Source organism: Oryzihumus sp. JJN4-3R, from assembly GCF_057747915.1.
In genome coordinates this window covers 1,274,207-1,293,215 of the sequence record NZ_CM173229.1, presented here as the reverse complement: position 1 = coordinate 1,293,215, position 19,009 = coordinate 1,274,207, and the positions used below count along the sequence as shown (strand labels likewise).

Below are 19,009 nucleotides of genomic sequence, written 5' to 3'. Positions count from 1 at the left end.
CTTCACGCGTGACTTCGTCCCAGCCCCCCAAGGGGGACGGCGCGACGCAGCGGCCCGTCGACGGTCTGGTCGAACACCTCCGTGAGGTGGTCGGCACGGACATCGACGAGCCGCTGCTTGTGCGTGCCCTCACCCACCGCTCGTACGCCTACGAGAACGGTGGCCTCCCGCACAACGAGCGCCTCGAGTTCCTCGGGGACTCGGTGCTGGGCCTGGTCGTCACCGACACGCTCTACGCCGACCACCCCGACCTGCCCGAGGGCCAGCTGGCCAAGCTGCGGGCCGCGGTGGTCAACATGCGTGCCCTGGCCGACGTCGCCCGGGCCATCGGCCTGGGGGACTACCTCCAGCTCGGGCGGGGCGAGGAGAGCACCGGCGGTCGCGACAAGGCCTCGATCCTCGCCGACACGATGGAGGCGGTCATCGGGACCGTCTACCTCTCGGCCGGGCTCGAGGCGGCCAGCGCGCTGGTGCACCACCTGCTGGACCCGCTGATGCGGTCCTCGGCCAGCCTCGGCGCCGGCCTGGACTGGAAGACCAGCCTGCAGGAGCTCACCGCCTCCAGCGGCCTCGGCGTGCCCGAGTACCGCGTCACGGAGGAGGGCCCCGACCACGAGAAGGTCTTCACCGCTCGCGCCGTCGTCGGCGAGCGCACCCTCGGTGAGGGCGTGGGGCGCAGCAAGAAGGAGGCCGAGCAGAAGGCCGCCGAGCGCGCCTGGGCCGAGCTCAACGGCGGGCCCACGGCCTCCCGCGAGCCGGGCCCGGAGACCGAGGCCGCGGCCACCCCGGTGGATGCCTGAGCTCCCCGAGGTCGAGGTCGTCCGACGGGGGCTGGCCGACCACGTCGTCGGCCGCCGGATCGACTCGGCCGGCTTCCTGGGCGCCCGCGTGGCGCGCCGGCATGTGCCCGGCCCGGCCGATCTGGCCGCCCGGCTGACCGACAACACCGTCGAGGCCGCCGAGCGCCGAGGCAAGTACCTCTGGCTCGTCCTCAGCGCCCCGGACGGCCATCGCCAGGCCCTCATCGTGCACCTGGGCATGAGCGGCCAGCTGCTCGTCGAGCCGGCCGACGCCCCGCGCGAGAAGCACCTGCACGCCACGTTCGACTTCCACGACGAGGGGCCCCAGCTGCGCTTCGTCGACCAGCGCACCTTCGGCGGTATGGCGCTCGCGGACCTCGTGCCCGACCCCACCTCCCAGCCACGCCCGTGGGGCGTGCCCTCCACGATCACGCACATCGCCCCGGACCCGCTCGAACCGGCCTTCGACCGCGGTGCGGTCGTCGCGCGGCTGAAGGCACGGCATACGGCGGTCAAGCGGGCCCTGCTCGACCAGGGGCTGGTCTCCGGGGTGGGCAACATCTATGCCGACGAGGCCCTGTGGCGCGCGCAGGTGCACGGCGAGCGCGAGGCGGCGACGCTGACCCGGCCGGCGCTCGGCCGGCTGCTCGACCACGCGACCGACGTGATGAGCGAGGCGCTCGGTCAGGGTGGCACGAGCTTCGACGCCCTCTATGTCAACGTCAACGGGGCCTCGGGCTACTTCGACCGCTCGCTGGCGGCCTACGGCCAGGAGGGTCGCCCCTGCCCCCGGTGCGGGACGGCGATCCGGCGCGAGGCGTTCATGAACCGCTCGTCCTTCTCCTGCCCGCGCTGCCAGCCGCGACCCCGCGCGACGCGCCGCTGACCCACCTGCCCGCCTCCGTCCGGCGTGGCTATCGTGCAGGGATGACCACCCCGCAGACGCCTGCGCCGCTGACCCTGCCCGCCGCGGACGAGGCCTGGGAGGACTGGCTGGAGCAGCGCTGCGACGGCCAGCTCGAGCAGGCCCGTCGTGTCGTGGAGGAGCTCAAGGCCGACCCGTCCGCCGGGGCGGACCAGGTCATGGCGCGGTGGAACGACGCCAGCATCGCGCTCGGTAACGCCCTGGCCGCGGCCAGCCTCACCAGCCAGGTCCACCCGCGCGAGGCCGTGCGCAGCAGGGCCGAGGCGGCCGAGCAGGCCGGGCACAAGCTGCTCACCGACCTCGGCCTGGACCGGGCGCTCTACGAGGTGCTCGCCGCGGTCGACCCCGAGGCCCTCGACGAGGGCGGCCGCCGCGTGCTGCACCTGACCCTGCGTGACTTCCGCCGGGCAGGCGTCGACCGGGACGAGACCACGCGCGAGCGGCTGCGCGCGCTCGCCGAGCGCGAGACGCTCGTCGGCCAGCAGTTCTCCAAGAACATCCGCGACGACGTGCGGCGCGTGCACCTGGCCCCGGAGCAGCTCGCCGGCCTGCCCCAGGACTGGGTCGAGGCCCACCCGGTGGGGGAGGACGGCCGGGTCGAGGTGACGACCGACTACCCCGACGTCATCCCGTTCATGTCCTTCGCCCACGACCCCGAGGCGCGGGCGGCGCTGCGCCGGGAGTTCCTCAACCGGGCGTGGCCCGCCAACGACGGCGTGCTCCAGGAGCTGCTGGCCCTGCGCGCCGAGCACGCCGGGCTGCTCGGCTACGACGGGTGGCCGGACTTCGACGCCGAGGTCAAGATGATCGCCCGCGGCAGCGCGATCGCGGAGTTCATCGACGAGATCGCCGAGGCCGCCGAGGAGTCCGGGCGGCGCGACGTCGCGGTGCTGCTCGCGCGGCTGCAGCAGGACCGCCCGGAGGCCACGCAGGTCGCCGGCTCCGACGCCTCCTACTACGCCGAGGTGATCCGCCGCGAGAACTTCGATGTCGACGCCCAGCAGGTGCGCACCTACTTCGACTTCGCCGCGGTGCGCCAGGGCCTGCTCGACGTGACCGGCCGGCTGTTCGGGCTGGAGTACCGCCGGGTCGAGGACGCCCCCGCGTGGCACGAGGACGTCGCCGTCTACGACGTGCTGCTCGAGGGGGCGCCGGTCGGGCGGATCCACCTGGACCTGCACCCCCGCGAGGGCAAGTACAAGCACGCCGCCCAGTTCGACCTCCAGCCCGGCATCGCCGGCCGCCAGCTGGCCGAGGGCGTCCTGGTCTGCAACTTCCCCCGCGGGCTGATGGAGCACTCCGACGTCGTGACCCTGTTCCACGAGTTCGGCCACCTGGTGCACCACGTGCTCGCCGGCCGGCACGCCTGGGCGCGCTTCTCCGGCGTCGCCACCGAGTGGGACTTCGTCGAGGCGCCCTCGCAGATGCTGGAGGAGTGGGCCTGGGACGCCGACGTGCTGCGCACCTTCGCCCGCAACGCCGCCGGCGAGCCGATCCCGGCCGAGCTCGTGGCGCGGATGAAGGCCGCCGACGACTTCGGCAAGGGCTACCAGGCCCGCACGCAGATGTTCTACGCGTCGGTGTCCTACCGGCTGCACCGCGAGCGGGTGGAGGACACCACGGCCCTGGTGCGCTCGCTGCAGGAGCACTACGACCTGTTCCCCTACATGGAGGGCACCCACTTCCAGGCGGCGTTCGGCCACCTCGAGGGCTACTCCTCGGCCTACTACACCTACATGTGGAGCCTGGTCATCGCCAAGGACCTGTTCTCGGCCTTCGACGCGGCGGATCTCTTCGCCCCGGAGACGGCCCGCCGCTACCGCGACCACATCCTTGCCGCCGGGGGCAGCAAGGACGCCGCGGACCTCGTCGAGGACTTCCTCGGCCGGCCCTACAACGCCGAGGCGTTCCGTCGCTGGCTGGAGGAGGCCCCGCAGGCATGATCCGGGCGGTCATCTTCGTGCGGGGGCAGGTCCAGGGCGTCGGCTTCCGCTGGTGGACCCGCGCCCGGGCCCTCGAGCTGGGCCTGGTGGGGCACGCCCGCAACACCGTGGACGGCCGCGTCGAGGTCGTCGCCCAGGGCACTGAGGAGGCCGTCGCGGCGCTCGAGACGCTGCTGCGGGAGTCCCCGAGCCGGCACCGGCGACCCGGCCGGGTCGAGTCGGTGGCGGTCCAGCACGGGGTGCCGCGGGAGGGGCTCTCCGGGTTCCACGAACGGTGAGCGGGGCGCCTGGGGCCGGGGGTCGTGCCGTTGACCTGCGGCGATGGCGGTGTCACTCTGGGTCGAGGGGGCAGCGTCGGTCGCAGTCCCCGGACCCCATCCATCGCCCTTCGCACGCGCGAAGGATCCTGTCGGAGTTGGTATGGCCAAGGCCCTGCTGGGTCAGCGTGCATTCCGGGACGATCGCCTCGTGCTCGAGGCGGCGCGTCTGCGGACCCGTGTGCGCGACCTCGAGACCCTGATCGAACACCTTCAGCACGACAACGACCGCCTTCGCGACAACCTGCGTGAGCAGGAGGAGCTGAAGGTGCCGGAGCCGGTCAGCTAGGCGGCCTCTCCGCAGAACTCCCGAATACCCGGACACGGGACCCCTCGCCGGTACAGTTGGCGCGACCACCACCGGTTAGAGGAGCCCATCGCTCGTGTATGTCAAGAGCCTGACCCTGCGGGGCTTCAAGTCCTTCGCCTCCGCAACGTCCATGCGGCTCGAGCCGGGCATCACCTGCATCGTCGGACCCAACGGCTCCGGCAAGTCCAACGTGGTCGACGCCCTTGCCTGGGTGATGGGGGAGCAGGGGGCCAAGAGCCTGCGCGGCGGCAAGATGGAGGACGTCATCTTCGCCGGCACCTCCGGGCGCCCGCCGCTGGGCCGGGCCGAGGTGACCCTCACCATCGACAACAGTGACGGCGCCCTGCCGATCGACTACACCGAGGTGACGATCGCGCGGACGATGTTCCGCAACGGCGGCTCCGAGTACGCCATCAACGGCACCCCGTGCCGGCTGCTCGACGTCCAGGAGCTGCTCTCCGACTCCGGCATCGGTCGGGAGATGCACGTCATCGTCGGGCAGGGCCAGCTCGACACGGTGCTGCGCGCCACGCCGGAGGAGCGCCGCGGCTTCATCGAGGAGGCCGCCGGCGTCCTCAAGCACCGCAAGCGCAAGGAGCGTGCGCTGCGCAAGCTCGAGGCGATGGAGGCCAACCTCACCCGGGTCACCGACCTCACCGGCGAGATCCGCCGCCAGCTCGGGCCGCTGGGCCGTCAGGCCGAGGCCGCCCGCAAGGCCGCCGTCATCCAGGCCGACGCCCGCGACGCCCGGCTGCGGCTGCTCGCCGACGACCTGATCCAGCTCACCAGCACCCTGGAGCAGGAGGTCGCCGACGAGAGCGCCCTCATCGCCCGGCGCACCGAGGTGGAGGAGTCCCTGGCGCAGGTGCGCGCGCGGATGAGCGAGCTGGAGCGCCAGGCCAGCGAGGCCGCTCCCGAGCTGGCCCGTGCCCAGGAGCGCTGGTTCGCCCTGTCCTCGCTGCGCGAGCGGCTCACCGCGACCGGGTCGCTGGCCGCCGAGCGGGTGCGCCTGCTCTCCGAGGACGAGGCCGAGGTCTCCCAGGGCCAGGGGCGCGACCCCGAGCAGCTGCGCGCCCAGGCAGCCACGATCCGCGAGCAGGAGCGGGCGCTGCACGCCGAGATCGCCGAGGCCAAGCTGGCCCTGGAGCAGGCGAGCACCGAGCGGGGCGCGCTCGAGAAGGCGCTCGCGGAGGAGCAGCAGCGCCTGGCGCGCCTGGTGCGCGCCGCAGCCGACCGGCGCGAGGGCCTGGCCCGTCTCACCGGGCAGGTCGCCGCCCGGCGCAGCCGGATCGAGGCCGGCGAGGCCGAGATCGGCCGGCTGCGCCAGAGCGCCGAGCAGAGCCGGCAGCGGGCCGCGGCCGCGGAGGCCGAGTTCGCCGAGCTGGAGGCCTCGGTCGCCGTCGACGAGGAGGGCGAGGAGGGGCTGGACTCCGCCTACGAGTCGGCCGCCGCCGAGCTCGAGACCGCCGAGGCCGAGGTCGAGCGGTGGCGGGAGGCCGAGCGTGCCGCCGAGCGCGACCGGGGCAGCCTGACCGCGCGCCTGGAGGCCCTGGAGCTGGGGCTGCGCCGCAAGGACGGCGCTGCCGCGCTGCTCGCCGCGACCGACCGCGTGGACGGAGTGCTCGGGTCGGTCTCCGCGCTGCTGCAGGTGGCCCCCGGCCACGAGGGCGCCGTCGCAGCCGCGCTGGGCTGGGCCGCCGATGCGGTGGCCGTGGAGTCCGTCGCTGCTGCGGCGCAGGCGGTGCGGACGCTGCGCGACGACGACGCCGGCCGGGCCGGTCTCCTCGTGGCGGCCACGGCCCGCCCCGGTGACCGCGCCGGCTGGCCGGCCCTGCCCGACGGTGCCGTGTGGGCGCTCGACGTCGTGACCAGCCCCGACACGGTGCGTCCGGCCCTGGCGCAGTTGCTCGACCGGGTGGTGCTCGTGCCCGACGCCGACGCGGCCACGGCCTTGCTGCGCCGCGCGGACGGGACGACCGCCGTCACGCCCGACGGCGACGTCTTCGCCCCCGGCTACGTCCGCGGCGGCAGCGCGTCCGCTCCCAGCCTCATCGAGGTCCAGGCGGCCGTCGACGAGACGCGCGAGCGGGCGCAGGAGGCCACGCGCCGGGGGGAGCAGGCCAGGTTCGCCCTGGCCTCGGCCAAGGAGCGCGCGGCCGGCCTCGGGCAGGCCGTGGAGGAGGCCCTCGAGCGCCTGCACGAGTCCGACGCCCGCATGGCGGCGGTCGCCGAGCGCCTCGGACACCTCGGCGGTTCCGTGCGCTCGGCGCGCGGGGAGTCCGAGCGCACGGAGAAGGCGATCGCCACAGCCGAGGCCGCCCTGGTCTCGGACCGCGAGGAGCTGGCCGCCCTGGAGCAGCGCCTCGAGGACGCCTCCGCCGAGCCCACCGAGGAGGACCCCTCCACCGACGAGCGGGACCGCCTCGACGCGGCCGCGACCGCGGCCCGCGCTGCCGAGACCGAGCTCCGGCTCACCCTGCGCACCCGCGAGGAACGCGCCCGCGCCATGTCGGGGCGGGCGGACTCCCTCGAGGCCGCCGCCCGCAACGAGCTGGCGGCCCGCGAGCGCGCCGCCGCCCGACGCGAGCGCCGCCGCCGCCAGGCGACCGTGGCCGAGGCGGTCCGCCGTGGCGCGGCCCATGCGGTGGAGGCGGTGGGCCGCTCCCTCGAGCTGGCCGCACGCGCACGGGCGACGGCCGAGCAGGAGCGGACCGAGCGCGATACGGCGCTGGCGCAGGTGCGCGGCGAGATGGGCAGCCTCGGCGACGAGCTGCGCGAGCTGACCGACTCGGTCCACCGCGACGAGGTGGCCCGCGCGCAGCAGCGGCTGCGCATCGAGACCCTGCAGGCCAAGGCGGTCGAGGAGCTCGGCATCGACCCCGACGTGCTCGTCGAGGACTTCGGCCCGCACCAGATGGTGCCGGTCGTGCCCGACCCCGACATGAGCCAGGAGGAGGCCGACGCGCTGGAGCCCCAGCCCTACGTCCGGGAGGCCCAGGCCAAGCGGCTGCGGTCGGCCGAGCGCAAGCTCGCCCAGCTCGGCCGGGTCAACCCGCTGGCGTTGGAGGAGTTCGCGGCGCTGGAGGAGCGGCACAAGTTCCTCACCGAGCAGCTCGAGGACCTCAAGAGCTCCAAGCGCGACCTGCTCGACATCGTCCGCGAGGTCGACGAGCGGGTCGAGCGGGTGTTCACCGAGGCCTACCACGACACCGCGGCGCAGTTCGAGCGCGTCTTCCAGCGGCTCTTCCCCGGCGGCGAGGGCCGGCTGGTGCTCACCGACCCGGCCAACATGCTCACCACCGGCATCGAGGTCGAGGCCCGCCCGCCCGGCAAGAAGATCAAGCGCCTCTCGCTGCTCTCCGGCGGCGAGCGCTCGCTGACGGCGGTGGCCCTGCTCGTGGCGATCTTCAAGGCCCGGCCCAGCCCCTTCTACATCATGGACGAGGTCGAGGCGGCGCTCGACGACACCAACCTCGGCCGGCTGATCACCCTCTTCGAGGAGCTGCGCGACTCCAGCCAGCTCATCGTGATCACCCACCAGAAGCGCACCATGGAGATCGCCGACGCGCTCTACGGCGTGACGATGCGCGGCGACGGCGTGACGACGGTGGTCTCCCAGCGGATCCGCGACGTCCAGCCCGCCTGAGCCTGGCCCCGGCCTGACCTGCGGCGGAGGAGTGGCTCTCTCGCCGGCAGCGCTGCACCACCTGACCCTCTGGTGACGCCCGTCACACCAGCCCCGGCTGATTTGTCGGGTCACAGCTCCGACGGGCATCGTTGAGCCATGGTCGTGCTCATCGTCGGAATGCTGCTGTGCCTGGGGCTTGCCATCGCGGTCGTCGGCATGGTCGCCGTGCCGGCACGCCGGGAGGGGCGCGACGTGCTGACCCCCAAGGGCGAGGAGGTCGTCGCCCTGGTGAAGGAGAAGACCGGCGCCGCCGTCGAGACGGCGGTGGAGAAGACCAGCGAGGTCACCCAGGCCGCCATGGAGAAGACCGGCGAGGCGCTCTCCAGCGCCAAGGACAAGGTCACCGACGCCACCTCCCGCCCCCAGGACTGAGCTGTCCGGCGGGGCGGACGCGATCCCGTCGTCGGAGCTGCCTGCAGGACCGCTGGATGCCCGCTGTGGGCTCGCTGTGACCCCAAGTTCAAAGATTTCGTCAAGAAGCGCGACCGTTCTTCCGTGCGCCCTCCCGCGGGCCTAGGGTCCGCTCAGGTCCCGGACATACGGGACCTTCTTGCGGGGGTCGAGAGCACGGCCCCTGTCGCCCCGGGGCCCAGCCCCGACGGGTTCTCCCAGGAGGGGACATGCGGACCTCGCTGACCAAGCGACGGAAGATCATCGCGGGCACACTCGGCCTGGCCCTGGCGGCCGGTGCCGTCGGCGGCTACCTCGGCCGCTACGAGCTGCGCGAGAAGTGGCTGGAGCACCAGTTCGAGGGGCGGCACTACAACGCCGCCGTGATGGAGAAGGCGCTCATGATCGCCGGCGGCAACCCCGCCGAGGCGCAGGACGAGTCCAAGGAGGCCTTCTCGATCGCCGACGAGTTCGCCCAGGCGCGCACCGCGCCGTCCGGCATCGTCGCGCCGGGTGCCTACGGGGCGGCCTTCACCGCCCTGAGCTCGATGCCCCACACGGGCGGGGCGTGGCACGAGGTCACCAAGGTCCCCTACGACGGGGACGACCCGCGTTACCGCGACTGGTACTCCAACTCCAGCGGCGGTGCCGGCCACGTCACCGGCCGCATCACCGGCCTGGCCGCCGACACGGTGGGCCACGTCTACGCGGCCGGCGCCAACGGCGGCGTGTGGCGCTCGAGCACCGGCGGCGGGGCCTGGACGCCCATCGCCGACTCCCTGCCCTCGCTGAGCGGCGGTGACCTGCAGCTCGCCGGCGACGGCTCGCTCTGGTACGCCACCGGCGAGGCGAACACCGGCGGCACCTCCTACGTCGGCGCCGGGGTCTACCGCCTGGCCACGCCGGCCGCGGGCACCTTCGCCCCCACCGACCGGGTCGGCGGCAAGGAGCTGGAGTCGACCACGATCGGGCGCCTGCGCTGGGGTGGCGGGACGGTGTTCGCCGCCACCAACCGTGGTGTCTGGTACCACGACGCCTCGACCACCTCGGGCGACTGGAAGCCGGCGTTCTACCCCAACCCCGACTGGATGCCGCAGATCACCGACGACGCCGGCACGGTGCTCGTCCCCGCGGGGTCGCAGTGGCAGGGTGACGCGGCCTCCGGGCCCACCAACGCGGCGTACAAGAACATCGTCAACGACATCGCGGTCGACCCGAAGAACCCCAAGCACGTCATCGCGGCCATCGGCTGGCGCTCCGGCGACACCTACAACGGCTTCTACGAGACGCAGGACTTCACCAAGGGCCCGTCGAGCTGGAAGAAGCTCTCGGTCGTCCTCGGCGGCATCAGCAACGGCTCGGACATCGGCTACACGACGTTCGCGTTCAGCAAGGACGGCTCCCGCCTCTACGCGATGGTGCAGGCGCCGAGCAAGATCAACTCCTCCAGCAGCCTGGCCGGCATCTACGTGTCCAAGACGGGCTCGCCGACCGGTCCGTGGAACCAGATCGCCACGTCCTCGCAGCTGCACAACTCCGGCTCGGCGCTGGACCGCAAGGGCTACGCCGTCGGCGTGCAGGCCTGGTACAACCAGTTCCTCCAGGTGGACCCGGCCAACGCCGACCACGTCTGGGCGGGCCTGGAGGAGGTCTTCGAGACCAAGGACGCCGGCTCGCACTGGGCCGCCGTGGCGCCCTACTGGAACTTCGGCTTCCCGTGCTGGGACATCAGCGACGCCAAGAACACCTGCCCGATGGCGCCGCACTCCGACCAGCACTCGGTCGCGGTGGGGATGGCCGGCACATCGCCGGTCGTGTTCATCGGCAACGACGGCGGCATCTACCGCCGGCCCGTCAACGGCACGAACAACGCCAACGGCAACGGCACCGACTGGGCCTCGATGACCGCAGACGGCACGATGGATGCCCTGCAGTACTACTCGGTCTCGGTCGGCAAGGACACCAAGAACGGTGGCGTGGTCGTCTCCGGAGGCCTGCAGGACAACGGCGTCTCGAACCTGTTCGCGGTCAAGCCCGACGGCACCAACGGCGACACCGGCATGGGGTCCAACTTCGGTGGTGACGGCGGCGACGGCGCCGCCGACCCGGCCAACGGCTGCAACCAGCTGCAGGAGTACGTCAACCTCGCCATCAAGATCACCAACAACTGTGCCCTCAACAAGGGCGCGCTCAGCGAGGCCGACGCCACGTCGTGGAGCCTGAACCCCGGTGACCCCTCGCCGCGGTTCATCGCCCCGATCGCCGTGGACTCCAAGGACTCCAGCGGCTTCATCACCGGTGGGCGCTGGGTCTACACCTCCACCAAGGGCTGGGGCATGCGCAGCGCCAGCGACTGGACCAAGGCGTTCGACCTCGGCGCCGGGCACTCGGCCACCGCGGTCGCGATGCACGGCGGCGTCGGCTACGTCACCTGGTGTGGGCCGTGCAACAACGCCGGCTTCACCCGCGGCGTGGCCACCAATGCCAGTGGCACGTGGCAGGCGGTGACGCTGCCGGCCTCGGTCCCGAACCGGTTCCTCGCCGGTGTCGGCATCGACCCGACCAACACCCAGCACGCCTACCTCGCGGTCAACGGCTTCTCCCGCCGCTTCACCGAGGGTCCCGGCGCCGGGGTCGGCCACGTCTACGAGACGACCGACGGCGGCGCCACCTGGTCGGACATCTCGGCGAACCTGCCCGACGTCCCCGCCAGCTCGGTCAAGCAGCTGGCGAACGGCGGGCTGGTGCTCGGCACCGACCTGGCGACGTTCTACCGGGCCCCCGGCGCGACCAGCTGGTCGGTCCTCGGCACCGGTCTGCCCACCACCACGGTGATGGACGTCGAGGCCGGCCCGGACGGCGACATCTACGTGGCCACCCACGGTCGCGGGATCTGGAGCGTCCCCGCCCCGCAGTGACCCCAGCACCGGTATGCCGTGCCCCTCACCTCCCGGTGAGGGGCACGGCATACCTGCGTCCGGGGCCGGCGGACACGCTGGCCGGCGGCGGCGCGGGCGTCACGTCCCGTGAGGTCTGGGAGAATGGCGCGTTGTGAGCCAGACCCAGGAGATCCTCGCCCTCGTCGTCGTCATCGCCCTCGTCGGTGTCGGGTTGCTCGTCGGCCTGCTGCGTGGCCGCGGCGGCAAGGACAAGCAGCTGCCGCCCCAGGGCCCCAGCGCGCCCCCGGCCACCCGGGAGCCGTCGGTCGGTGACGACTCCGCCCCGCCGCGGGACACCCCCAAGCGCCCCGTCGAGACGACCGGCGGGGTCGACCTGCTCGAGCCGCCGGTGCTCGAGCCGACGCCCACGGTCGAGACCCCCGCACCGGCAGTCGGCCGACTGCAGCGGCTGCGCGCCCGCCTGGCCCGCTCCAACTCGGCCATGGGCCAGGGGCTGCTCTCGCTGCTGTCCCGGGGCGGCCTGGACGAGCAGGCGTGGGAGGACGTCGAGGACACCCTTCTGACCTCCGACCTCGGGGTCGAGGCCACCACCGAGCTGGTCGACTCCCTGCGCACCCGGGTCAAGGTCGAGGGCGCCACCGACGAGGCCACCGTGCGCGAGTGGCTGCGTGCCGACCTGCTGACCCTGGTGGACCCCTCGATGGACCGCGAGATCGCCTCCTCGCGGGTCGACGGCCGCCCGGCCGTGGTGATGGTCGTCGGCGTCAACGGCACCGGCAAGACCACCACCGTCGGCAAGCTCGCCCGGGTGCTCGTCGCCGAGGACAAGGACGTCGTGCTCGGTGCGGCCGACACGTTCCGCGCCGCCGCCGCGGACCAGCTGCAGACCTGGGGCGAGCGGGTCGGCGTGCCGACCATCCGATCCGACCGGGACGGCGCCGACCCGGCCGCGGTCGCGTTCGACGCGGTCAAGGGCGCCGCCGAGGCCGAGGCCGACGTCGTGCTCATCGACACCGCCGGCCGGCTGCACAACAAGGTCGGCCTGATGGACGAGCTCGGCAAGGTCAAGCGCGTCATCGAGAAGCAGTCCCCGATCGACGAGGTGCTGCTGGTCCTCGACGCCACCACCGGCCAGAACGGCCTGCGCCAGGCCGAGGTGTTCTCCGAGGTCGTCAACGTCACTGGCATCGTGCTCACCAAGCTCGACGGCACCGCCAAGGGCGGCATCGTCGTGGCCGTGCAGCGCAAGCTCGGCGTGCCGGTCAAGCTGGTCGGTCTCGGCGAGGGCCCGGACGACCTGGCCCCGTTCGACCCCGAGGCCTTCGTCGACGCGCTCATCTCCTGAGGGCGTGGCCGCCGTGGAGCGCGAGGTGCCACTCCGCGGCGGCCGAGTGCGGCAGGCTCCTGCCCGTCATACAGGCCCACCTGCTCTCCCACGCGCAGGGGCTGGAGGGGCTTGCTGTTGCCGGGGGGCCGGCTGAGTCAGAAGAGCTTCTCGCCCTGGACCAGGCCCAGGGCCGAGAGCAGGAGGAAGACCGTCAGGGCTCCGGCGCCGACGAGGGCGAAGAACCGCCCCAGGCTGGCGCGGCCCGCCTCGTGCCCCGCCCCGAGTGCGAGCCGGGCCACACCCCACATCGCCAGGCCGACCACGGTCAGGGCCAGACCCACGACCAGGCCGAAGCCCCACGGCACGTAGAGCCACTCGCTGTCGAACTCGAAGCGGCCGATGAGGGCGCAGGCCACGGCGATCAGGCCGCCGGCCAGGACCGCTCGCACGAGCAGGGTGCGCGCCGACGCCATCGGCGCGACCCGTCCCGGCTCCTCCCGCGAGGGGGTCATGGGGCCGATTGTGCCAGCGTCCGGCGTTCACCTGATCCTTACGTGGGGAGGGGATCGCTAACACGCCCGTAACACAACGCCGCATCCGGTGAAACGGGCGCTGGCCATCCTCATCGGCATGACAATCGACAGCGGCGACACCGCCTGGGTTCTCGCCAGTGCCGCGCTGGTACTGCTGATGACCCCCGGTCTCGCGTTCTTCTACGGTGGCATGGTCAGGGCCAAGAGCGTCCTGAACATGATGATGATGAGCTTCGGGGCCATGGCGTCGGTCGGCGTCGTCTGGGTCCTCTGGGGCTACAGCGAGGCGTTCGGCAACTCGTGGAACGGCCTCATCGGCAACCCCTTCCAGCACTTCGGCCTGAGCAACCTGCTCAGCAAGGACTCGATCTTCGGCTACGTCGCCGCCGCTGACGGGGCCCCGGCCCACGGCGGCATCCCGGCGCTGGCCTTCGTGGCCTTCCAGGCCGTCTTCGCGATCATCACCGTGGCGCTGATCAGCGGCGCCATCGCCGATCGCACCAAGTTCTCCACGTGGATGGTCTTCACCGTCGTGTGGGCCACGATCGTCTACTTCCCGGTGGCCCACTGGGTGTTCGCCTTCGACGGCTACGCCGCGGACAAGGGCGGCTGGATCGCCAACCAGCTCAAGGCGATCGACTTCGCCGGCGGCACCGCGGTCCACATCAACGCCGGTGCGGCGGGCCTGGCCCTGGCGCTGGTGATCGGCAAGCGGATCGGCTTCCGCAAGGAGCCGATGCGCCCGCACAACCTCACCCTGGTGATGCTCGGCGCCGGCCTGTTGTGGTTCGGCTGGTTCGGCTTCAACGCCGGCTCCGCGCTCGGTGCCAACAACACCGCCGCCGTCACTTGGGTCAACACCATGGTCGCCACCGCGGCTGCCGCTGTCGGCTGGCTCGCGACCGAGCGCTTCCGTGACGGCCACGCCACCTCCCTGGGCGCCGCCTCGGGCATCGTCGCCGGCCTGGTTGCCATCACCCCCTCCTGTTCGGCGGTCACCCCCGTCGGCGCCATCGCGATCGGCGTCATCGCCGGCGTCGTCTGCGCCCTGGCCGTCGGGCTGAAGTTCCGCTTCGGCTTCGACGACAGCCTCGACGTCGTCGGCGTCCACCTCGTCGGCGGCATCGTCGGCACCCTCGCCATCGGCTTCTTCGCCTCCGCCTCGGCCCCCGCCGGGGTCGACGGGTTGTTCTACGGTGGCGGCGTGGACCAGCTCTGGCGCCAGGCCGTCGGGGCGTTCGCCGTCCTGGCCTTCTCCTTCGTGATGACCTACGCCATCGGCACGGTCCTCGCCAAGGTGCTCGGCTTCCGGGTCGAGCGTGACGCCGAGGTGGCGGGCATCGACCTCGACCAGCACGCTGAGACGTCGTACGACCTCGGCACCCTCAGCGGTGGCTCCCGCTTCGGCGGCTCGCCCCCGGTCGCGGGTGCCCCCGCCGCCACGCCCCAGCCCGCCACGACCACGCAGGGAGCCTCGGTATGAAGCTCGTCACCGCCATCATCAAGCCGCACAAGCTCGAGGAGGTGAAGGAGGCGCTCGAGGCCTTCGGGATCGCCGGGATGACGGTCAGCGAGGCCAGCGGCTACGGCCGCCAGCGCGGCCACAGCGAGGTCTACCGCGGCGCCGAGTACACCGTGGACTTCGTGCCGAAGGTGCGGGTGGAGGTCCTCGTCGACGACGTGGACGCCCCCAGCGTCGTCGAGGCCATCCTCAAGTCCGCCCAGACCGGGCGCATCGGCGACGGCAAGATCTGGACCGTCCCCGTCGAGGACGTCGCCCGCGTCCGCACCGGCGAGCGCGGCCCGGACGCCCTGTAAGGGCATGGCCCGCGACATGGACCTGACCGCACAGCGGCTCGACCTGGCCGGCACCCGGAGCTTCGGCGCTCCGGGTGCCGGCCGGCAGCGTCGGGCGACGCTGGCCACCTTCGCCCGCGAGCAGCTGCAGGAGATCTGGGCGGAGGCGACCAAGGCTGCCCGCTACGAGGGCGTGGCCCTGGCCGCCGTCGGCAGCCTGGCCCGCGGCGACGGCGGGCCGCTCAGCGACTACGACCTGGTGCTGCTGCACTACGGGCGCTCGCTGAGCGCCACCGAGGTCACCGAGCTGGCCGACCGCGTCTGGTACCCCATCTGGGACGGCGGCGCCAAGCTCGACCACAGCGTCCGCACGGTCAACCAGTGCCGCTCGGTGGCCGCCGGCGACCTGTCCGCCGCGGTGGGCCTGCTGGACCTCACCTGGGTGGCCGGTGACCAGGAGGTCGTCCAGGCGGCCAGCGCCACGCTGGCCCACGACTGGCGGGCCAACGCCCGCCGCCGGCTGCCGGAGCTGCTGGAGTCGCTGGAGACCCGGCACCGCCGGCACGGCGACCTGGCGCACGTCATCGAGCCGGACCTGAAGGAGGCCCGCGGCGGGCTGCGCGACATGACCGTCCTGCGCGCCCTGACCTCGGCCTGGCTGGCCGACCGTCCGCACGGGGCGGTCGACACGGCATACGAGCACCTGCTGGACGTGCGCGACGCGCTGCACGTCGTCACCGGTCGCGGCCGCGACCGCCTCACCCGGGAGGACCACGACGCGGTCGCCGCGCTGCTGGGGGAGCCCGACGCCGACGCCATGCTCACCGGCGTGGCCACCTCGGCGCGCACCATCGCCTTCGCCCTCGATGCGACCGTACGCCGCGCCGGCCAGTCCCAGCGTGCGCGCACCCTGCGCATCGGGCCGCGTCGCCCGCAGCTGACCCCGCTCGGCTACGGCCTGTTCGAGCACGACGGGGAGGTCGTGCTCGGCCCCAGCGTCGACCCGGCCCGGGACCCGCTGCTGGCGCTGCGGGCGGCCGTCACGGCGGCGCGCAACAACCTGCCCATCTCCCCGGCCACGCTGGCCAACCTGGCCGAGCACAGCGCGCCGCTGGCCGAGCCGTGGTCGGCTCTGGCCCGGGGCCTGTTCGCCGACCTGCTCGCCGCCGGACCCGGCCTGATCCCCGTGTGGGAGGGGCTGGACCTGGCCGGGGTGGTCGAGCGGTGGATCCCCGAGTGGGCGGCGGTCCGCAGCCGCCCGCAGCGCAGCCCCGTGCACCGGCACACCGTGGACCGGCACCTGGTGGAGACCGTGGTGCAGGCCAAGGGCCTGCTGCCCGACGTCGAGCGCCCGGACCTGCTGCTGCTGGCCGCGCTGCTGCACGACATCGGCAAGGTCGCCGGGGCCCACGACCACTCCGCGGTCGGGGCGCCGGTCGCCGGGACGGTGGCCACCCGGATGGGGTTGCCGCCCGCCGAGGCCGAGCTGGTCACCCTGCTCGTGCGTGAGCACCTCACGCTGATCAACCTGGCGACCCGCCGGGACCCGCAGGACCCGCAGACCGTGGCCGCCGTCGTGGAGACGGTCGGCGGCGACCGCCGGGTGCTGGAGATGCTGCGGGCGCTGACCGAGGCCGACGCCTGCGCTGCGGGCCCGGCCGCCTGGACCGACTGGAGGGCTCAGTTGCTGGACCGCCTGACCGGGGGAGTGCGCGCCGCACTGGGCGACGAGGCGGCGCTGCCCGCCCCCGACGAGCTCGAGGGGCCGTTGTCCGCGGAGGTCGTCGCCTCCGTCGTGGCCGGGGAGCCCCACGTGGAGGTCACCAGCGTCGGCGGGGTGCACCGGCTCGACGTCTACGACCGCGACCGGCTCGGGCTGTTCGCCGACACCGCGGGGCTGCTGGCCTCCCACGGCCTGGTCGTGCGGACCGCCGTGGTGCGCACCGTCGACGGCATCGCGGCCAACGAGTGGCAGGTGGAGTCCCCCGGTGGGGACACCCCCGACGGGGTCGAGCTGTCCCGTGGCCTGTTCCGCCTGGCCCGCGGCGACCGGGCGCCGCTGATGGCGCTGGAGCGGCGCCGAGCGCCCCGGCCCACCGCCAGCGCCAACGCCAGCTCGGGCTCGCCGGGGCAGACCCGGGCGATGGTGGTGCCGCAGGCGTCGCTGGACGCCACGGTCATCGAGGTCCGCACGCAGGACCGGCCGGGGCTGCTGCACGACGTCGGGCTGGCCCTCGCCAAGGCCGGGCTGAGCGTGCGCAGCGCCCACATCGCCACCTACGCCGGGCAGACGCTGGACACCTTCTACCTCACGGAGTTCGCCGGTCGGGAGCTCCCGCCGGCCCGTGTCGCGCAGGCCGTGGCGGTGCTGATCGACGCATGCGACGGCACCGGTGCGCCGGGAAGATAGCCTTGCCCGGTGTTCACCAGCCTGTCTGACCGCCTGACCGCGACCTTCAAGAACCTCCGGGGCAAGGGCCGCCTCTCCGAGAGCGACGTCAACGCGACGATCCGCGACATCCGGATGGCCCTGCTCGACGCCGACGTGGCGCTGCCCGTCGTCAAGGAGTTCACCACTGCGGTGCGCGAGCGTGCCCTCGGTGCCGAGGTCAGCGGCGCGCTCAACCCGGCCCAGCAGGTCGTCAAGATCGTCAACGACGAGCTGGTGTCGATCCTGGGCGGCGAGACGCGCCGGATCCGGTTCGCCAAGACGGCGCCGACGGTCATCATGCTCGCCGGCCTCCAGGGCTCGGGCAAGACGACCTTCGCCGGCAAGCTGGCCAAGTGGCTCAAGGACCAGGGCCACACCCCGATGCTCGTGGCCGCCGACCTGCAGCGCCCCAACGCGGTGACCCAGCTGCAGGTCGTCGGCGAGCGTGCCGGCGTGCCGGTGTTCGCCCCCGAGCGGGGCAACGTCGCCGGCTACGACGCCGCGATGGAGTCCGGTGAGGGCACCCGCTCCTTCGGCGACCCGATCACCGTCTCGCGCCAGGGCATCGACGAGGCGCGTGCCCGCCAGCACGACGTCGTCATCGTCGACACCGCCGGCCGCCTCGCGATCGACGCCGCGCTGATGCAGCAGGCCTCCGACATCCGCAGCGCGATCAACCCCGACGAGGTCCTCTTCGTCATCGACGCGATGATCGGCCAGGCTGCCGTGGACACGGCGCAGGCCTTCCTCGAGGGCGTCGACTTCACCGGTGTCGTCCTCGGCAAGCTCGACGGCGACGCCCGCGGTGGTGCCGCGCTGTCGGTCGCCAAGGTCACCGGCCGGCCGATCATGTTCGCCTCCGTCGGCGAGCAGACCAAGGACATCGAGGTCTTCCACCCCGACCGGATGGCCTCGCGCATCCTCGACATGGGTGACGTCCTGACGCTGATCGAGCAGGCCGAGAAGGCCTTCGACCAGCGCCAGGCGCAAGAGATGACGCGGAAGTTCCTCGAGGAGGAGGACTTCACCTTCGACGACTTCCTGCAGCAGATGTCGGCGATCAAGAAGATGGGCTCGCTCAAGCAGATGCTCGGCATGATGCCGGGCATGGGCCAGATGCGCGCCCAGCTCGACTCCCTCGACGAGCGGGAGTTCGACCGGGTCGAGGCGATGGTCCGCTCGATGACCCCGTTCGAGCGCACCCACCCCAAGCAGATCAACGGCTCGCGCCGCGCGCGCATCGCCAGGGGCTCGGGCGTGTCGGTCTCCGAGGTCAACCAGCTGCTCGAGCGCTTCACCCAGGCCCAGAAGATGATGCGCCAGCTGCGCCGCGGCGGCGGGATGCCCGGCGTGCCGGGGATGCCGGCCATGCCGGGCATGGGCGGCGGCAAGAAGGCCAAGGCGCCCCAGCGCAAGAAGGGCAAGAGCGGCAACCCCGCCAAGCGCGCGCAGGAGGAGAAGGCCGCCGCCGAGAAGGCGGCCAACGCCCGGATCAGCGCCGCCAACGCCGCCTTCGGTATGCCGGGTGAGGACGAGGGTGCCAAGGGCGCCACCGACCCCGCCAACGTCGAGCTGCCCAAGGGCTTCGAGAAGTTCCTCGGGCGCTGACCCGCGGACCGGACCGACCGGCCTACGGCGGGGGCCTGCC

At 73.0% G+C, this 19,009-nt stretch carries 14 protein-coding genes; 13 read left to right on the top strand and 1 reads right to left on the bottom strand.

Annotated features, from left to right (window positions below):
* Positions 1–8 precede the first annotated feature (8 nt).
* The 9 genes from rnc (at position 9) to ftsY (ending at position 12,618) form a co-directional block, all read left to right on the top strand.
* The gene (gene rnc / locus AC3ANM_RS05810) at positions 9–800 is read left to right on the top strand and encodes a ribonuclease III (RefSeq protein WP_488287199.1); all 792 of its coding nucleotides are present in this window, start codon (positions 9–11) and stop codon (positions 798–800) included.
* Positions 793–1,686, top strand: coding sequence for a bifunctional DNA-formamidopyrimidine glycosylase/DNA-(apurinic or apyrimidinic site) lyase (mutM, locus tag AC3ANM_RS05805; protein ID WP_488287198.1), 894 nt, complete (start codon positions 793–795; stop codon positions 1,684–1,686). Before rnc ends, mutM begins: the two co-directional genes overlap by 8 nt.
* 41 nt (positions 1,687–1,727) lie before the next feature.
* Positions 1,728–3,668: a M3 family metallopeptidase gene (locus AC3ANM_RS05800; RefSeq protein ID WP_488287197.1), complete on the top strand. Its 1,941-nt coding sequence runs from the start codon at positions 1,728–1,730 to the stop codon at positions 3,666–3,668.
* Positions 3,665–3,946, top strand: a complete 282-nt coding sequence (locus AC3ANM_RS05795) for an acylphosphatase (RefSeq protein ID WP_488287196.1) — start codon at positions 3,665–3,667, stop codon at positions 3,944–3,946. Before AC3ANM_RS05800 ends, AC3ANM_RS05795 begins: the two co-directional genes overlap by 4 nt.
* A gap of 142 nt (positions 3,947–4,088) precedes the next feature.
* On the top strand, positions 4,089–4,274 hold the full coding sequence (locus tag AC3ANM_RS05790; protein WP_488287195.1) for a hypothetical protein: 186 nt from the start codon (positions 4,089–4,091) through the stop codon (positions 4,272–4,274).
* 94 nt (positions 4,275–4,368) lie between these two features.
* A complete protein-coding gene (smc, locus tag AC3ANM_RS05785) occupies positions 4,369–7,941 on the top strand; it encodes a chromosome segregation protein SMC (protein WP_488287194.1) in 3,573 nt (1,190 codons plus the stop codon).
* A 138-nt stretch (positions 7,942–8,079) separates the two neighbouring features.
* Positions 8,080–8,355, top strand: coding sequence for a hypothetical protein (locus tag AC3ANM_RS05780; RefSeq protein ID WP_488287193.1), 276 nt, complete (start codon positions 8,080–8,082; stop codon positions 8,353–8,355).
* 248 nt (positions 8,356–8,603) lie between these two features.
* Complete coding sequence (locus AC3ANM_RS05775) at positions 8,604–11,291, top strand: WD40/YVTN/BNR-like repeat-containing protein (RefSeq protein WP_488287192.1); 2,688 nt, start codon at positions 8,604–8,606, stop codon at positions 11,289–11,291.
* Positions 11,292–11,424: 133 nt separating this feature from the next.
* Positions 11,425–12,618: a signal recognition particle-docking protein FtsY gene (ftsY, locus tag AC3ANM_RS05770; protein WP_488287191.1), complete on the top strand. Its 1,194-nt coding sequence runs from the start codon at positions 11,425–11,427 to the stop codon at positions 12,616–12,618.
* Positions 12,619–12,755: 137 nt separating this feature from the next.
* Here the strand turns inward: ftsY and AC3ANM_RS05765 are convergent, their stop codons facing one another.
* The gene (locus AC3ANM_RS05765) at positions 12,756–13,112 is read right to left on the bottom strand and encodes a hypothetical protein (RefSeq protein ID WP_488287190.1); all 357 of its coding nucleotides are present in this window, start codon (positions 13,110–13,112) and stop codon (positions 12,756–12,758) included.
* Between the two features lie 118 nt (positions 13,113–13,230).
* Between AC3ANM_RS05765 and AC3ANM_RS05760 the strand changes: the two genes are divergently transcribed.
* Genes AC3ANM_RS05760 through ffh form a run of 4 tightly spaced genes read left to right on the top strand, consistent with a single transcriptional unit; the run spans position 13,231 to position 18,969 of the window.
* Positions 13,231–14,616, top strand: a complete 1,386-nt coding sequence (locus AC3ANM_RS05760) for an ammonium transporter (RefSeq protein WP_488287189.1) — start codon at positions 13,231–13,233, stop codon at positions 14,614–14,616.
* The gene (locus AC3ANM_RS05755; RefSeq protein ID WP_488287188.1) at positions 14,613–14,951 is read left to right on the top strand and encodes a P-II family nitrogen regulator; all 339 of its coding nucleotides are present in this window, start codon (positions 14,613–14,615) and stop codon (positions 14,949–14,951) included. Before AC3ANM_RS05760 ends, AC3ANM_RS05755 begins: the two co-directional genes overlap by 4 nt.
* A gap of 16 nt (positions 14,952–14,967) precedes the next feature.
* Positions 14,968–17,340 carry a [protein-PII] uridylyltransferase gene (locus AC3ANM_RS05750; RefSeq protein ID WP_488287187.1) on the top strand — a complete coding sequence of 791 codons (2,373 nt, stop codon included), beginning with the start codon at positions 14,968–14,970 and terminating at the stop codon, positions 17,338–17,340.
* 9 nt (positions 17,341–17,349) lie between these two features.
* Complete coding sequence (gene ffh / locus AC3ANM_RS05745; RefSeq protein ID WP_488287186.1) at positions 17,350–18,969, top strand: signal recognition particle protein; 1,620 nt, start codon at positions 17,350–17,352, stop codon at positions 18,967–18,969.
* Positions 18,970–19,009: the final 40 nt, after the last annotated feature.

What these genes read in the sequence shown, in the direction of transcription:
- mutM (WP_488287198.1), top strand. Translation starts at nt 793, where the DNA reads ATGCCTGAGCTCCCCGAGGTCGAGGTCGTCCGACGGGGGCTGGCCGAC.
- AC3ANM_RS05800 (WP_488287197.1), top strand. Translation starts at nt 1,728, where the DNA reads ATGACCACCCCGCAGACGCCTGCGCCGCTGACCCTGCCCGCCGCGGAC.
- AC3ANM_RS05795 (WP_488287196.1), top strand. Translation starts at nt 3,665, where the DNA reads ATGATCCGGGCGGTCATCTTCGTGCGGGGGCAGGTCCAGGGCGTCGGC.
- AC3ANM_RS05790 (WP_488287195.1), top strand. Translation starts at nt 4,089, where the DNA reads ATGGCCAAGGCCCTGCTGGGTCAGCGTGCATTCCGGGACGATCGCCTC.
- AC3ANM_RS05780 (WP_488287193.1), top strand. Translation starts at nt 8,080, where the DNA reads ATGGTCGTGCTCATCGTCGGAATGCTGCTGTGCCTGGGGCTTGCCATC.
- AC3ANM_RS05775 (WP_488287192.1), top strand. Translation starts at nt 8,604, where the DNA reads ATGCGGACCTCGCTGACCAAGCGACGGAAGATCATCGCGGGCACACTC.
- AC3ANM_RS05765 (WP_488287190.1), bottom strand. Translation starts at nt 13,112, where the DNA reads ATGACCCCCTCGCGGGAGGAGCCGGGACGGGTCGCGCCGATGGCGTCG.
- AC3ANM_RS05760 (WP_488287189.1), top strand. Translation starts at nt 13,231, where the DNA reads ATGACAATCGACAGCGGCGACACCGCCTGGGTTCTCGCCAGTGCCGCG.
- AC3ANM_RS05755 (WP_488287188.1), top strand. Translation starts at nt 14,613, where the DNA reads ATGAAGCTCGTCACCGCCATCATCAAGCCGCACAAGCTCGAGGAGGTG.
- AC3ANM_RS05750 (WP_488287187.1), top strand. Translation starts at nt 14,968, where the DNA reads ATGGACCTGACCGCACAGCGGCTCGACCTGGCCGGCACCCGGAGCTTC.